General features: G+C 71.8%; 15 protein-coding genes, 1 tRNA gene and 1 pseudogene. 11 read left to right on the top strand and 6 right to left on the bottom strand.

All coding sequences use genetic code 11. From position 1 onward, the window contains the following. Nucleotides 1–41: 41 nt before the first annotated feature. Nucleotides 42–965, bottom strand: coding sequence for a hypothetical protein (locus ET989_RS11600; protein WP_165490153.1), 924 nt, complete (start codon nt 963–965; stop codon nt 42–44). 182 nt (nt 966–1,147) lie between these two features. On the opposite strand from ET989_RS11600, the gene ET989_RS11595 reads away from it, so the two are divergent. Next, nucleotides 1,148–1,864: a glycerophosphodiester phosphodiesterase gene (locus tag ET989_RS11595; RefSeq protein ID WP_165490152.1), complete on the top strand. Its 717-nt coding sequence runs from the start codon at nt 1,148–1,150 to the stop codon at nt 1,862–1,864. A gap of 4 nt (nt 1,865–1,868) precedes the next feature. On the opposite strand, the gene ET989_RS11590 is transcribed toward ET989_RS11595, so the two are convergent. Then, a complete protein-coding gene (locus ET989_RS11590; protein WP_131169129.1) occupies nt 1,869–2,528 on the bottom strand; it encodes a GNAT family N-acetyltransferase in 660 nt (219 codons plus the stop codon). Nucleotides 2,529–2,567: 39 nt separating this feature from the next. Then, nucleotides 2,568–2,807 (bottom strand): hypothetical protein, encoded by a 240-nt coding sequence (locus ET989_RS11585; protein WP_131169127.1) that lies wholly within the window; start codon nt 2,805–2,807, stop codon nt 2,568–2,570. A 114-nt stretch (nt 2,808–2,921) separates the two neighbouring features. Between ET989_RS11585 and ET989_RS11580 the strand changes: the two genes are divergently transcribed. Next, nucleotides 2,922–3,254, top strand: a complete 333-nt coding sequence (locus tag ET989_RS11580; protein WP_131169125.1) for a PadR family transcriptional regulator — start codon at nt 2,922–2,924, stop codon at nt 3,252–3,254. After that, a complete protein-coding gene (locus ET989_RS11575) occupies nt 3,251–4,129 on the top strand; it encodes a DUF1648 domain-containing protein (RefSeq protein WP_131169122.1) in 879 nt (292 codons plus the stop codon). The genes ET989_RS11580 and ET989_RS11575 overlap by 4 nt, the downstream gene beginning before the upstream one ends. A gap of 136 nt (nt 4,130–4,265) precedes the next feature. Here ET989_RS11575 and upp read toward each other — a convergent pair whose 3' ends face one another. Next, nucleotides 4,266–4,892, bottom strand: a complete 627-nt coding sequence (upp, locus tag ET989_RS11570) for a uracil phosphoribosyltransferase (protein ID WP_180320783.1) — start codon at nt 4,890–4,892, stop codon at nt 4,266–4,268. A 128-nt stretch (nt 4,893–5,020) separates the two neighbouring features. Between upp and ET989_RS11565 the strand changes: the two genes are divergently transcribed. The 4 genes from ET989_RS11565 to ET989_RS11550 all read left to right on the top strand — a co-directional run bounded on the left by ET989_RS11565 (nt 5,021) and on the right by ET989_RS11550 (nt 7,990). Next, the gene (locus ET989_RS11565; protein WP_131169118.1) at nt 5,021–5,686 is read left to right on the top strand and encodes a tRNA adenosine deaminase-associated protein; all 666 of its coding nucleotides are present in this window, start codon (nt 5,021–5,023) and stop codon (nt 5,684–5,686) included. 26 nt (nt 5,687–5,712) lie between these two features. After that, entirely contained in the window at nt 5,713–6,168 is a 456-nt protein-coding gene (gene tadA / locus ET989_RS11560; protein ID WP_206662335.1) for a tRNA adenosine(34) deaminase TadA, read from the top strand. 78 nt (nt 6,169–6,246) lie between these two features. Beyond that, a tRNA-Ser gene (locus tag ET989_RS11555) sits at nt 6,247–6,335 on the top strand. Between the two features lie 176 nt (nt 6,336–6,511). Continuing rightward, nucleotides 6,512–7,990, top strand: coding sequence for a potassium/proton antiporter (locus ET989_RS11550; RefSeq protein ID WP_131169114.1), 1,479 nt, complete (start codon nt 6,512–6,514; stop codon nt 7,988–7,990). A gap of 12 nt (nt 7,991–8,002) precedes the next feature. On the opposite strand, the gene ET989_RS11545 is transcribed toward ET989_RS11550, so the two are convergent. Further along, nucleotides 8,003–8,527: a LytR C-terminal domain-containing protein gene (locus ET989_RS11545; RefSeq protein WP_131169112.1), complete on the bottom strand. Its 525-nt coding sequence runs from the start codon at nt 8,525–8,527 to the stop codon at nt 8,003–8,005. Between the two features lie 43 nt (nt 8,528–8,570). Beyond that, complete coding sequence (locus tag ET989_RS11540) at nt 8,571–8,864, bottom strand: type II toxin-antitoxin system VapB family antitoxin (RefSeq protein WP_131169110.1); 294 nt, start codon at nt 8,862–8,864, stop codon at nt 8,571–8,573. A gap of 30 nt (nt 8,865–8,894) precedes the next feature. On the opposite strand from ET989_RS11540, the gene ET989_RS11535 reads away from it, so the two are divergent. The 4 genes and pseudogenes from ET989_RS11535 (at nt 8,895) to ET989_RS11520 (ending at nt 15,064) form a co-directional block, all read left to right on the top strand. Beyond that, nucleotides 8,895–10,469, top strand: coding sequence for a helicase HerA-like domain-containing protein (locus ET989_RS11535; protein WP_131169107.1), 1,575 nt, complete (start codon nt 8,895–8,897; stop codon nt 10,467–10,469). A gap of 245 nt (nt 10,470–10,714) precedes the next feature. Further along, the gene (locus ET989_RS11530) at nt 10,715–12,634 is read left to right on the top strand and encodes an ABC transporter ATP-binding protein (protein WP_131169104.1); all 1,920 of its coding nucleotides are present in this window, start codon (nt 10,715–10,717) and stop codon (nt 12,632–12,634) included. Continuing rightward, nucleotides 12,627–14,564, top strand: coding sequence for an ABC transporter ATP-binding protein (locus ET989_RS11525; RefSeq protein ID WP_131169103.1), 1,938 nt, complete (start codon nt 12,627–12,629; stop codon nt 14,562–14,564). The genes ET989_RS11530 and ET989_RS11525 overlap by 8 nt, the downstream gene beginning before the upstream one ends. Nucleotides 14,565–14,666: 102 nt before the next feature. Beyond that, nucleotides 14,667–15,064 (top strand): annotated as a pseudogene (locus ET989_RS11520) (TOBE domain-containing protein).

Here is a 15,064-nt window from a genome sequence, read left to right as displayed (position 1 = left end):
CGAGGGCATCGCGGTCCGCGGCGTTCAGTGTTCAGAGTGCCTCACGCGGCGACGCCGAGCAGCCCCGCCCGCTGTGCGGCCAGCTCGGCCACCAGGGCGGCGAACCGGCCGGGATCCTCCAGCACCCAGTCGGCCGGAACGCGCACCACCTCCCACCCCAGGCGACGCAGGTCGAGGTCGCGCAGGCGGTCAGAGCGGAAGGCCGCACGCGCGCCGTGGTGCTCGTAGCCGTCGATCTCGATGCCCAACCACAGGTGCGGCAGGGCGACGTCGAGGAAGACTGTGCGGCCGGGGGCGCGCTCCACCGCCCAGTTCGCGACCCAGCCGGTCACGGCCACCGCGCGGAGCGAGCGGTGCCCGGCCCGCTCGGCCGCCGACCACGGCTCGTCGCGTGAGTCGGCCAGGTAGGTGCGCAGCCGTCGATTGCCCGCCCGCCCCTTCTGCTGGGCGAGCGTCGCGTGCAGGGCGGCCAGCGGCTGGCCGTCGCGCAGCGCTTCGTCGATGCTGTCGGCGCCGTCGCGGCGCGCGAGGTCGAGCGTGGTCACCGCCTCATTCGTGCACTGGACTCCGACCGTGCCCGCCCCGGAGAGGGAGTCGAGCGCCTCGCCGCGCTCCACCACGAGGTCGGGGTCGATGCTGCGTCGGGTCAGCAGGAAGCCGGGCCGCGAGCCCTGGACTCGGCGGCTGGCTGCCTCCACCGCCTCGCCGGGTGCCGGCTCGCGCCACCCGAGTGCGACCGCTGCGCTGGCGCCGATCAGGACCGCGTCGGGGTCGAGGGAGAGCAGCGCCAGCACGCGCACCGCGAACGATGCGGCCGCAGCGGGGGTGGCGTAGCGGCCCCGCAGCACCGCCACCAACTCGCCGCGCTCCCTCGCGCGCCGCACACGCCAGGCCAACGCGGGGTGCTGCCCGATGGCAAGCACGCCACGGCCGGCGCGCAGGGCCTCCTCGATCGCCTCGTCCATGCCCGGACCATGGGCGGTGCGGGCCCGTGGCTGTCACCCGGTCGGGATTGTCCACAGGAGGCCAGCACGGGTTGCTCCGCCGTCCACAGGGGCACGCTCACGGCCGCTCGTGCAGACCAACGCGTGCTGGCTTCCGGTGGATCGTTCACCTGTTCGTCGATCGGCGCTGCCACGATGGGGCCATGACCGAGGTCTGGGCCCACCGGGGCGCGAGTGGACACGCGCCAGAGAACACCCTTCCCGCCTTCGAGCTCGCCCTGGAACAGGGCGCCGACGGGTTCGAGCTCGACGTGCAGCTCACGCGCGACGACGAGGTCGTGGTGATCCACGACGAGACGCTCGAGCGGACGACCGACGGCAACGGGTGGGTTGCCGACCACAGCCTGGAGGACCTCAAGAGGCTCGACGCGAGCTCCGGCCACGAGCAGTACGCGGGCACCCGCATCCCCACGCTCTCGGAGGTCTTCGAGCTGGTGCGCGACACCGGCACGGTCGTGAACATCGAGCTGAAGAACTCGCGGATGGCCTACAAGGGGCTGGAGGAGCGCGTACTCGCGCTCGTCGCCGAGCACGACATGGCGCACCGCGTCGTGCTGTCGTCGTTCAACCACTACTCACTGCGTCACCTGGTCGGGCTGGGCACCGAGCTCGCTCTGGGGGCCCTCTATTCCGAGCCGCTGTGGAAGCCGTGGCAGTACGCCGGCAAGCTCGGCGCCACCGCCCTGCACCCACCGCTCGCCGCGACCCGCCGCAAGATCGTGGAGAAGAGCCGCGAGCACGGGTTGGCCGTCCACGTCTGGACCGTCAACGAGCCTGAAGACATCGAGCGGATGCTGGCCCTCGACGTGGACGCGCTCATCACCAACTACCCGGACGTGGCGCGCTCGCTCGTCGGCTGACCGGTCAGTCGGCGGCCTGCTCCAGGCCGATGAATCGCCGCAGCGGCTCGGCGCCCTCCACGGTGATGGGCTCGCCCCGGACGAAGTCCTCGGGGAGCAGCAGCAGGCGACGGCTGGTGGCCCGCGTGCCGCGTGGGCTGCTCCAGGCGATGCCGTTGTCGCGGTAGCCGAGCTTCTCGCTCACCCGCAACGAGCCCGGGTTGTCCTCGAAGGACACCGAGGTGATGAACTCGAAGTCCAGGTGGTCGAACAGGAATGCGCACAGCGCCTGGCGCATCGCCGTGCCGATGCCCCGCCCCTGGAAACCGGAGCCCAGCCACGAGCCGGTCTCCCCGTACCGGAAGGTCAGGAAGTCGCTGGTGGCCACGCCCTGCACGCCGACGACCTCGCCCTCCCAGAGGGCGCACAGGTCGAGGGCCCAGGCCTCGCGACTCCACGTGGCCATGCCGCGGGCCCACCACTGCAGGTATTTGAAGGGCAGGTCCTGGGGGGATGCGTCGGTCCAGGGGAAGAGGAAGGGCATGCGCTCCGGCGCATGGATTCCGCCCTGCACCACGCGCAGCAGGGCGAGCATCTCCTCGTCGCCGATCCCGCGCAGTTCGAGCGGCCCGCGCGTGATGCGCAGGCCCAAGGGCGGGAAGATCTCAGCCAGACGGGGGTGCATGCCCCGATCCTCGCAGGGTCGGGACCGCCGGGGAAAGGGTCACCAGCCCCCACCCCCACCCCCACCGCCTCCGCCAGCCTCGGGCCGATCCTTCTCGTCGTCCTCGGCGGACACCGTGCCCTCGGAGTCCACCGCGAACGTCGAGGCGCTCGTGTCGGGGGCGTCGGTGACGTCGCCGTGCAGCATCTGCTCGGCCTTCTCGTCCGAAACCGGGCCGTCGACCTTGGATTCGCCGAAGCCGGAGCTGATGTCGCCGCCGTCCTTGGTCCCATCGGACATGGTGCCTCCTCCGCGTGGTTGGTGCGTCCAACCTAGTCAGCCACCAGACCTCGGTCCATGCCCTGCCCCACCCAGATCTATGCAGTGCAAGGTACTAGGTGCTACCATTACTGCATGGCTGATGAACGAACCGCCCAGATCCGACGGGGTGTGGTGGAGCTCGCGGTGCTCGGCCTCCTCGCCCAGGGGGAGCGCTACGGCTCCCAGATCGTGGACGAGTTGGCCGCCCGCCCCGCTCTCTCGCTCACCGGGGGGACCGTCTACCCGCTCCTCTCCCGCCTGCTCAAGGCAGGCCTCATCGACTCCACCTGGCAGGAGTCGCCGGTGGGCCCGCCCCGCAAGTACTACCGTCTGACCCAGGCCGGGCAGGCCGCAGAGCGCGACCTGCGTTCGGCGTGGGACTCCGTCCGCGACACCCTCGACGACCTGCTCAAGGAAGCACGATGATCACCTCCCTCGACCACCTCACCCCCACCACCCGCGGGGCCGCCCGCGCCTGGCTGGACGCCTCCGTCGCCGCCGTCCCCCACGACCTCCGCGCCGACCTGCGCGACGAGCTGACGATCGCCCTCTGCGAGCGACTCGACGCCACCTCCGGCCCCGACGAGCTCGCCCGCGTGGTGGCTGACCTCGGGCCGGTCGCCGCCGCGTCCTACTCCGGCGACGGGGACGCCGACCCCCGCGTCGGCCGGTGGTTCGGCGTCCCCTTCGACGTCCGGCCCCCCACGGGCGACCGGCTCAAGGAGTCGATGTGGGATCCCGCAGACCCCCGCCTGTTCAAGCCTTGCGCGTTCGGCGCCGGCTGGGACCTCAACTTCGGCGGCGCCGCCGTGAAGCTCGGCCTCATCGAGCCCGACGCCGAGGACGAGCCCTTCGCCAACACCCCCCACGAGGCGTTCAGTGCGGCCGCGGGCTTCCCGGCACTCATGGCCGCCGCCGTCGTCGCTCACTACGCCGTGCGCGGCCGCTCGCTGCCCGACCGCCTCCCCAACCACTGGGACGCCGCGGGTCGCCCCGACCGGTGGGTCGGCAAGGGCACGGCCGCCGCGGTCGATGTCGGGCTCTCCCTCGCCGCCGCCGGGCTCGGCGCCGCCGCTGCGGCCTCCCGCACCAACGGCGCCGGTCGCGCCGGACGCCTCGGCCTGGCCGCCGCCATCGCCGGCGGTGTCGCGAAGATGACCGTCATCCGCACGATGCGGGGTGGCTGGTGGGTCGGCCCAGTCCTGGTCGGGGGCGTGCTGGCACCCGCCGGCCTCACCCTCCTGGGCCTCGCGCTGGCCGGCCGCGACGCCGAGCGTCGCCGCGACCTGGGGCACTCCTGATCCACCGCGACGAGGTGTTCCTCAGCCACGACCGCCCGCGCTTCGATCGTCGTGATGTGGGCGTGTTCAAGCGCCGCGTCCAGCGCGGGCGCCCGGTTGGGCGAGCACCTCGGGATGACCCCCAAGTGACGGTTGCTCAGTCGGCAAGCCCGTAGAGGCGGTCGCCCGCGTCGCCCAGGCCGGGGACGATGTAGCCGTGCTCGTTGAGCTTCTCGTCGACGGCCGCGACCACGAGCGTGCACGGGACGCCGACGGGGTCGACGAGCTTGCGCAGGTTCTCGATGCCCTCGGGTGCGGCGAGCAGGCAGATGCAGGTGATGTGGTCGGCGCCGCGGTCGACCAGGAACTTCACCGTGCCGCCCAGGGATCCGCCCGTGGCCAGCATCGGGTCGAGCACGTAGCACTGACGCCCGGACAGGTCCTGCGGCAGGCGCTCGGCGTAGGTGAACGGTTCGAGGGTCTCCTCGTCGCGCACCATGCCGACGAAGCCGACCTCGGCGGTCGGCATGACGCGCATCATGCCGTCGAGCATGCCCAGACCCGCGCGCAGGATCGGCACCACGAGCGGCAGCGGGTGCGACAGGCGGGCGCCGGTGGTCGTGGTGATCGGGGTGGTCACCTCGGCGTCCTCGACGCGCACCGCGCGGGTGGCCTCGTAGGACAGCAGGGTGACGAGTTCGTCCACGAGGCGGCGGAAGGTGGGGGAGTCGGTGTCGACGTCACGCAACAGGCGGACCTTGTGGGCGACGAGCGGATGATCCACGGCGATGAGTTCCACGGGGGCCATTGTTGCAGGCCGCGGGGCGCCCGTGCCCGGGTGGGCGGCCGGTGCAACTAAGTGCCGAATCCCCGGGAGTCTGACACGATGGAGGCCGAGGAAGGGAGGCCACCATGGCCGGACGTGACGAGGAGTTCGACGCCGAGCTCGCCGACCGCGGCGACGACCGGCCGGGCATCGACGAGGCCGACGAGAACGACTACTCCGCCCTCGACCTGCTCGACCCCGAGGCGGACGACGCCAACGACGACGACGACGACACTGACGAGGACGACTACGACTACCCCGAGGACGCCACCGAGGACGACATCGACCTCGTCGCCGCTCTCTACCGCGAGGACGGCCAGCCGGCCGCCACGGCCCTCGACCTGGAGCTCGCCAACGACCTGGACGGCCTGATCGAGGCGCTCCGCCGCGTGCCCGGCGATGCCGGCGCGGTGGGCGTGGTCAGTATCGACTCCGACTTCTTCGTCATCGTGCGCGTGCGCGGCCCCAAGGTGGAGCTGTTCCTGTCCGACGTGTCGGCGGCCCTCGACTGGCCGATCGCGCGCGACGCCGCCGACTTCCTCGGTGTCGACCTGCCCGACGACGATGACGACTCCGAGCCCGTCGGCGACTTCGACCTCTTCGCCGACGCGGGCCTGTCGGAGATGGAGCTCGAGGCCATCACCACCGACGACGACGCCGACCCGCTGGAGTCGCTCGAGGCCATCGTCGACAAGCTCGGCTTCGCGGGCGTCTACGACAAGGTGGCCTCGGGCTTCGGCCTGGAGGGATGACCGGCGGGACGCGCTGGGCCACGGCCATGCGCCGTGCCCTGGCCCGGGCCTCGGACGCCGCCGCCCACGGGGACGTCCCCATTGGCGCGGTCCTGCTCGGCCCCGACGGCGCCGTGCTCGCGGAGGCCGGCAACGAGCGCGAACTCACCGGCGACCCCACCGCCCACGCCGAGGTGCTCGCCCTGCGCCGGGCCGTGGCCGGCGGCCCTTCCTCGACCCGGCAGTGGCACCTGGAGGACACAACGCTCGTCGTCACCCTTGAACCGTGCGCCATGTGCGCGGGAGCGATCGTCAACGCCCGCGTGGGGCGCCTCGTCTACGGCGCGCTCGACGCCAAGGCCGGGGCGGTGGCGTCCGTCTTCGACATCGTGCGCGACCCGCGCCTGAACCACCGCGTCGAGGTGACGGGCGGCGTTCTGGCCGACGAGAGCGCCGAGATGTTGAGGTCGTTCTTCGCGGGCCACCGCCTTCAGGATCCCTGAGGTGCGAGCGAAAGCGAGCCTCGTAGGGCCGGGCGCCCGATTGGATTCACGGCGCCGCCACCCGATAAGCTGACAGACGGTGGCGTGTCCGAGCGGCCGAAGGAGCGCGCCTCGAAAGCGCGTGATGGGTCTCCCATCCGTGGGTTCAAATCCCACCGCCACCGCCAGCAGAGCCCGGATCCTGAAGGATCCGGGCTCTGACGCATCACGGGCGCCTCACGTGGGCAGCAGGTCGTCGACGGTCATCCGCGCGGCGGAGGCCTCGGCGTCCGACCTGTAGCCGCCCGCGCGCGCACCCCTCTCCGGCAGGTTGCAACGATAGGCTGGCTCAGGGAGGTCGCCCATGAGCCTGGACGCCATGCTGTTGCTCGGCGCCGTCGTGCTCATCGCTGCCGTCGCCGCCGCCCGCATCGGCTCGCGCCTGGGCCTCCCGTCGCTGCTGATCTTCCTCGGGTTGGGCCTCTCGCTGGAGCTGTTCGGGCTCCGCATGACGGACGCCGCCCTCGCCCACGCGCTCGGCTTCGCCGCCCTGGTGTTCATCCTCGCCGAGGGCGGGTTCAGCACGAAGTGGGTCGACATCAAGGGTTCGCTCAGCATCGCCGGGCTGCTGGCGACCGTCGGCGTCCTGATCTCGATCGCCTTGGTGGCGGTCTTCTGCCACCTGGTGCTGAAGCTGCCGGTGGCCCAGGCCGCCCTGATCGGGGCGATCACCGCCCCCACTGATTCGGCGGCCATCTTCTCGGTGCTGCGCGGCATGCCCCTGCCCGCCCGCGTCCGGTCGGTGCTGGAGGGGGAGTCCGGCCTCAACGACGCTCCCATCGTGCTCCTTGTCGCCGCCGCGACCGCCTGGACCCTCGGCGACGTGCCCGGCGGCCCGCTCTCGCTCGGCCTCACCATCGCGTTCGAGCTCGCCGGCGGCGTGGTCCTCGGCGCCATCATCGGGTTCGCCGGCGGCTGGCTGCTGCGCAGTGTGGCGCTGCCCGCGTCCGGCCTCTACCCGCTGGCGGCGCTGTCGGTGGCTGTCCTCGCCTACGGGCTGGGAGTGTGGCTGCACCTGTCGGGGTTCGCGGCTGTCTACGTGGCGGCGCTGATCCTGGGCAACAGCAAGCTGCCACACCGCAACGCCACCCGCTCGTTCGCCGAGGGCATCGGCTGGATCGCCCAGATCGGCCTGTTCGTCATGCTCGGCATGCTCGCCTCGCCCGAGGGGCTGACGCTGCAGATGGTCGGCGAGTCGCTCATCATCGGCGCCTTCCTGACCTTCGTCGCCCGGCCCCTGTCGGTGGTGGTCTGCGCGATCTGGTTCAAGGTGCCGTGGCGCGAGCAGGCGTTCATCTCGTGGGCCGGCCTGCGTGGCGCGGTGCCGATCATCATGGCCACCGTGCCGCTGGCCGCGGGTGCCCCGTCGGCGGCCCGCATCTCCGAGGAGGTGCTGGTGCTCGTGGTGGTGTTCACCTTGCTGCAAGCGCCGACCCTGCCGTGGGTGGCGCGGCGGCTCGGCATCGCCGGAGAGGTGGACCCGACCGACATCGAGGTCGAGGTGGCGCCGCTCGACCGCATCCAGGCGGACTTCATGCAGGTCAGCGTCCCGGAGGGCTCGCGCCTGCACGGCGTCACGATCCGCGAGCTGCGGCTGCCGAAGTTCACGGTGATCTCGGTGATCCTGCGCGACGGGGAGCCGATCGTGCCCCAGCCCGGCGACCGCCTGTGCGAGCGGGACGAGCTGATGGTCGTGGTGCCGTCGGCCAGGCGCGCGGAGGTGGAGGAACGTTTTCGCAGCATCGGGCGTTCCGGACGCCTCGCGCGCTGGCTCCACCCCTGACGGGGAGACGGGTCAGCCGTCAGTGTTGGTGAGCTTCAGGTCGGGCAGGCAGGCCTTGCCGTCGGGCAGCGGGACTCCGAACTCGGGGGCCGGGTGCGGGGCGGGCTGCTCGGCGCCGATGATGACGTCGACGGTGCGGTCGGCGCGGCCGTCCGCCTCGAAGCCGATGTTCTCGAACGCCTGGCGGACCAGGATCACCTCGGGGGAGTCCTCCGAGTGGCCCTTCACGACCGACTGGACGTAGTCGTCACGGTCGGCGTTGGTGCGCTTGTAGACCTTGAACCCGTCGGCCGACAGGATCTGGCCCAGGCGCTTGGCCAGGCCGTCCTGCTTGGAGCCGTTGTAGACCATCACGTAGACGTGCTCGGGCTTGAGGACGGGGCCGACCTCCTGCACCACGCACGGGTCCAGTGGACGCGGCGGGATGGGGGCGCGGGCGGCGTCCATGCCCCAGCGGGCGGCGAAGTAGACCATCGCCGCCAGGATGAGGAGGGTCACCGGCGTCTTGAGCGCGCGAACGATGCGGCGGGCGTCCATGCCTTCCCTCCTCCTCGTTCGGGGTGATTGCGTGCCGCTCAGGTTACTTCAGGTCGAGCACGCGGGCGTGCACCGACTGGCGCTGCTGCAGCGCGGCGCGCAGCGTCCGGTGCAGGCCGTCCTCCAGGTAGAGGTCGCCGCGCCACGCGATGACGTGGGCGAACAGGTCGCCGTAGAACGTCGAGTCCTCCTCGAGCAGGGCCTCCAGGTCGAGCCAGCGCTTGGTGGTGACAAGCTGGTCCAGGCGCACCTGCTGCGGCGCGATCTGGGCCCACTGGCGTTGGGTGTAGCCGTGCTCGGGGTAGGGGCGCTCCTCGCCGACTCGCTTGAAGATCACCCTCCCAGTCTAGGCGCTAGCCTCTGAACCATGACCGACGCCATCGACGCCATCAGGGCCGGGTACTCCTTCGAGGAGGATTCGATCGAGCTGGGTGTCCTCGTGGACGAGGGCACCCCCGTTCCCGACGCGAGGATCCGCATCTCGCTTTCCATGCTGAACCGGCACGGGCTGGTCGCAGGCGCCACCGGCACCGGCAAGACCAAGACCCTGCAGCTGATGGCCGAGCAGGTCAGCCGCGCGGGCGTCCCTGTTTTCGCCGCCGACATCAAGGGCGACCTGTCCGGCCTGGCGATCCCCGGCGGGACCAACGACAAGCTGCTCGAGCGCACCGCCGCGATCGGCCAGGAGTTCACCCCGGCCGGGTGCCCCGTCGAGTTCTACGCGCTGGGCGGCCAGGGCACGGGCGTCCCGCTGCGGGCGACGGTGTCGCAGTTCGGCCCGCTGCTGCTGAGCAAGGTGCTGGGCCTGAACCAGACCCAGGAGAGCTCGCTGGCGCTGGTGTTCCACTACGCCGACACGAACAACCTGCTGCTGCTCGACCTCAAGGACCTGATGGAACTGCTGAAGTTTCTCACCTCCGCCGAGGGCAAGACCGAGCTCGCCGACATCGGCGGCCTGTCGAAGGCCACGGTCGGCGTCATCCAGCGCCAGGTGACCGCGCTCGCGGCGCAGGGCGGCGACACGTTCTTCGGCGAGCCCGAGTTCGACACCAACGACCTGCTGCACGTGACGACGGACGGCCAGGGCGTCATCTCCCTGCTCGAGCTGCCCAACCTGCAGGACCGTCCTGCCCTGTTCTCGACCTTCCTGATGTGGCTGCTCGCCGACCTGTACCAGGACCTCCCCGAGGCCGGCGACCTGGACAAGCCGAAGCTGGTGTTCTTCTTCGACGAGGCGCACCTGCTGTTCGACGGGGCGTCCAAGGCCTTCACCGACGCCATCGAGCAGACGGTCCGCCTGATCCGCTCGAAGGGCGTGGGCGTGTTCTTCGTCACCCAGACGCCCAAGGACGTCCCCGAGGACGTGCTCGCCCAGCTCGGCTCCCGCGTCCAGCACCAGTTGCGCGCCCACACGCCCAACGACGCCAAGGCGCTGAAGGCGACCGTGAACACTTACCCGAAGACCGACTACGACCTGGCGGAGCGGCTCCAGCAGCTCGGCATCGGCGAGGCCATCGTCACGGTGCTCAACCCCAAGGGCGCCCCGACCCCGGTCGCCTGGACCCGGATGCGCGCGCCCCAGGCGTCCATGGACCCACTCGATTCCACGGCCATGGCGGACGGCGTGGCGCGGTCGGTCATGCAGGGCAAGTACGGCACCGCGGTGGACCGCGAGTCGGCCTACGAGGTGCTCAACGCCAAGCTGCAGGCCGGCGCGGAGGCGGCGGCCGCAGAGGCCGCGGCGCAGGAGCAGGCCAAGCAGCAGGCGGCGTACCAGAAGGAGCAGGCGCGGCTCGAGCGCGGGACAGCCCCGCGCCGGACCACGCGCCGGGACAAGTCGTTCTTCGAGAAGCTCACGGAGAACACGATGGTGCGCCAGATGGCCCGCTCGGCCGCCCGCGAGATCACCCGCTCGATCTTCGGCACCGGACGCCGCCGCTGAGGGTGCGGGGGGTTGCCGGATCCGATTGACCCTGCGGGGCGCCCGGGCGTAACGTGGGCGCCGGTTCTGGAGTCGATCGGAAGGGGGCCGACATGATCAGCATGGTCACGTATGGCATCGGTCGGCCGCGCACTGCCGCAGGCACGCCTGTCGCAGCCACCGCCGCCTGACCCCACGCCGCCCCGGCACCCGCGGGCCCATCGCCCGCCCGGCACCACGCCCCCCCAGAACGCTTGAGGTAACCCATGTTTCGCCCTGTCGACGCGTCGACTCCACGCCCGCACGATCGCGACCCCAGCCTGCGCTGGGAGGGTCGCCACGACTTCCCGCCCCGGGTGGGCGGCTTCCGCGCCGGCGAGCCCGGTGCCCCCGACGTCCGGTCCCCGAGCCGGTTCCTGTTCTGGTTGATGCGGTCGATGGGCTGGGTCGTGCCGACCATGACCCTGGCCGCCCTGTCCTGGCTCGTCCCCGGCTCGCTGACGCCGTGGCTCCTGGGCCGCGCCATCGACGCGGGAATCCTGAGCCGCGACCTGGCGGCCACGCTCGGCTGGGTCGCGCTGCTGCTGGGCGTCATCGCGTTCGGTGTGGCGGGGGGCATCCTCTTCCACACGTTGGCCGTACGCATGTGGGTGATCGCCATCCACGGCACGCAGCGGCGCGTCGGCCGCAAGGCGGCCGACCTGGGCCACCTCCTCGGACGCCGCGTGCCGACCGGCGAGGCGCTCAGCATCTCCAACTCCGACTCCGACCAGTTCGGGGCGACGATCGAGGCCTTCGGCCACGTCATGGCGTCGGCGCTGAGCTTCCTGTTCGTCTGCGTGCTGATGTTCAGCACGTCGCCAACGCTGGGGCTGGTGGTGCTGGTCGCGACGCCGCTGCTGCTCGCGGCGTCCCTGCCGGTCATGCGCCCGTTGACGGCGGCGCAGACCGCCGAGCGCACCGAGAGCTCGCACCTGACCTCGCTTGCCACCGACATCGTCGCGGGCCTGCGCATCCTGCGCGGGATCGGGGGCGAGCAGACTTTCGCCCGCAACTACGAGCGCCAGTCGCGGAAGGTGCGCCGCCTGGGCATCACTCTCGGCACGTGGCAGGGGGTCGTCGAGGCGATCAGCGTGCTCCTGTCGGGCATCCTGCTCGTCGTGCTGGTGTACCTCGGTGCGCAGCACATGCTGGCGGGCGAGCTCACGGTCGGCGAACTGATCAGCTTCTTCGGCTACGCGGTGTTCTTGGTCACCCCGATGCGGACGTTCTTCGACTCGGCGCAGCGGTGGGTGCAGGGCCTCGTGGCGGCGCGCAAGACGATCGCCCTGTTCGCTGCCGACGTGCCGTGGGCGCACCGGGGCCGGCAGGTCGCCGAGCGTCCCGTGCTGCGCGACGAGTCCTCCGGGGTCGAGGTGCACCCGGGCCAGTTCCTGGCCGTCGTCTCGGCCGACCCCGAGGCGTCCGCCGCCTTGGCTGACCGGCTCGGGCGCTACCTGCCCCCACTCACCGGTGAGGAGCCGGAGCTCGACGACCTGAAGGGGCGCAAGCTGCGGTTGGCCCGCAAGGAGCGGGCCAGGGTTCGCGCCGAGCGGGCGCGGGCGGACGCCGAGCGCGCGGCCCAGTTGTGGGGCGTGACCGCCGACGGCATCGACTACGCGGAGTACGACCTCGCGAGCCTGCGGGAGCGGGTCGTGGTGTCGGACACGGGGGCGTCCCTGTTCGCGGGTACCCTCCAGGACGCGGTCGACCCGTGGGGCGCCCACACCCGCGAGGAAGCCGAGCGTGCGCTGCGCACCGCGTCGGCCGAGGACGTGTACGACGGGCTGCCCGGTGGTTGGCAGGGCCGGATCGACGAGAAGGGGCGCGGGTTGTCCGGAGGGCAGCGCCAGCGCATCGTGCTGGCGCGCGCCCTGGTGCGCAACCCCGAGGTGCTCGTGCTCGTGGAGCCCACCTCGGCAGTGGACGCCCACACCGAGTCCCGGATCGCCGAGCGCCTCGTGGAGCACCGCCGTGGGCGTACGACCGTGGTGACGACGGCGTCCCCGCTGCTGCTGCACCGGGCCGACGTGGTGGCGTTGCTGGTGGAGGGCCGCGAGGTCGCCCGCGGCACCCACGTCGAGCTGCAGGCACACCCCGACTACCGCCGCGTCATCGCGCGCGGCATGGAGGACGACGATGAGTGAGGTGGCGACCGAGGCGTTGGCGACCTCGGCGCAGACCTGGCGTGAGGGGCCCCCGCCCCCGCGCATGCCCGAGGGTCTGCGCCGGCCGCCTCGCGGCCGCGGCTGGGTCACACGCCTGCGCGACTACGCCGCCCTGAACCGGGTCCGTGAGGAGATGGCCTCGCGGACCATGGCCGAGGCACGCAACCCCGAGCGCGGGTTCCCGGTGTCGTCCGGCCGGACGGCCGTGGGCTTTGTCGGCGGGCTGCTGCGCGAGCGCCGGGCGGTGCTCGCGTGGGCCGTCGTCATCAACCTGCTCGCGAGCGGGGCGGCGCTGGTCGCGCCCTTCCTGTTGGGCGATCTGGTCGACGGTGTGGCCGGCGGAACCATCGGCGCGGGCACCCTGGACGCGACCGTGACGGTCATCATCGTGGCGATCGTCGTGCAGGCCGTCCTGGTGCTTCTCGCCCGCCGCGCCTCGGCCGTGCTCGGCTACGACACGCTGGCCGCGGCACGCGAGGAGGTCGTCCGGATCGTGCTGCGCCTGCCGCTGGGGCAGGTGGAGTCGTCGAGCTCCGGCGACCTGCTGACGCGCATCACCTCCGACGTGTCCAAGATGGCCGCCGCCGTCCGCTGGGCGCTGCCGCACTTCATCATCTCGATGGTGACCATCGTCGCTACCCTGGCCGCGATGCTGGCCAACTCGTGGCTGCTGGCCCTGCCCCTGGTCGTGACCGCGCTCATGATGTGGTTCGGGGGCCGGCACTACCTGCGCCGGGCGCCCGCGGGCTACATCACCGAGTCGCGTTCGTACTCGGTGATCAGCGCGACGCTGACCGAGTCGATCGAGGGCGCACGGACGGTCGAGGCCCTCGGCCTGTGCTCACACCGACGCGACCAGCTGGACGAGGACACCGAGCTCTCCGGGCAGGCCGAGCGCTACACCCTCGCCCTGCGCAACGTGCTCTTCTCGATGGTGGACGCCTCGTTCCAGCTGCCGCTCGTCGGCATCGTGCTCGTCGGCACGTGGGGCTTCAACGCCGACCTGGTCACCATCGGCCAGATCACGACCGCCGCCCTGTACGTGCAGCAGCTGCAGGGTCCGCTGGACCGCGTGATCATGGTGCTCGACCACCTCCAGATCGGCCTGGTCTCGACGACCCGCCTCATCGGCGTCGCCGAGGTCGAGGACGACCGGACGCCCCAGGACGTGGTGCCGGCCGGCACCGACCTCGAGGGGCGCGACCTGCGGTTCGCCTACCGCGAGGGCCACGACGTCCTGCACGGCGTGACGCTGGAGCTGGCGCCGGGCGAACGGGTGGCCGTCGTCGGCCCGTCAGGCTCGGGCAAGTCGACCCTCGGACGCCTCGTGGCCGGCATCAACCGCCCCCGCACGGGATCGGTCGAGGTCGGCGGCGTCGACGTCATGGACCTGCCGCTGGACCGGCTGCGCACCGAGGTCGCCCTGGTCACCCAGGAGCACCACGTGTTCGTCGGGTCGCTGCGCGACAACGTCGTCTTGGCCCGCGAGACCACGGCGAGCGACGCCGAGGTCGAGCAAGCCCTGCGCGTGGTGGACGCCTGGGGCTGGGTCGGCAAGCTCCGCGACGGGCTCGACACGCAGCTGGGCCATGGGCACCTGCAGCTCACGCCCGCCCAGGCGCAGCAGGTGGCGCTCGCCCGCCTGGTGGTGGCCGACCCGCACACCCTGGTGCTGGACGAGGCGACGTCGCTGATCGACCCGACCTCGGCCCGCCACCTGGAGGGCTCGATGCACGCACTGCTCGACGGGCGCGCCGTGATCGCGATCGCGCACCGCCTGCACACCGCCCACGACGCCGACCGGATCGCGGTCGTCATCGACGGGCGCATCGCCGAGCTGGGTTCGCACGACGAGCTCATCGACGCTGACGGCGAGTACGCCCGCCTGTGGCGGACCTGGCGTTCCTGACCGGCGCGGGCCGACTGCATTTCCGGGTGGCGTGACCCCAAGGATCCTTGGGGTCACGCCACCCGGAAATGATCCCGCACTTGCGGTGATACCCTCACTCTCATGTCGCATCTGCGGATCTCTGAGCTGCCTCCCTGCTGGGGGTCAGCGACGACACGGTGCGTCGGTGGGTGGACGGTGGGCGCTTGGCGTCCACGCTGGATGGCTCGGGGCGCAAGGTCGTGCCCGGCGCCGACCTGGCCGACGAGCTCGCCGCCGACGCGGCCGCCGACCCCGACTCCGGCCACCGCTCGGCGCGCAACCACTTCACGGGGCTGGTGACCGGCGTGGTTTCCGACGCCGTGATGTCGCAGGTGACGCTGCAGTGCGGGCCGTTCCGGGTGGTCTCGCTGATCTCGACCGAGGCCGTGCGTGAGCTCGGCCTCGAGGTGGGGTCGGTGGCCTCGGCCGTGGTCAAGGCGACGAACGTGCACGTCGAGACCCCCCGAGGACGGTCCTGA

This window comes from Propioniciclava sinopodophylli, from assembly GCF_004324755.1.
Classification (GTDB): Bacteria; Actinomycetota; Actinomycetes; order Propionibacteriales; family Propionibacteriaceae; genus Propioniciclava; species Propioniciclava sinopodophylli.
Note: the sequence above shows the minus strand (reverse complement) of the source record. Positions and strands in the feature narration are given on the sequence as shown.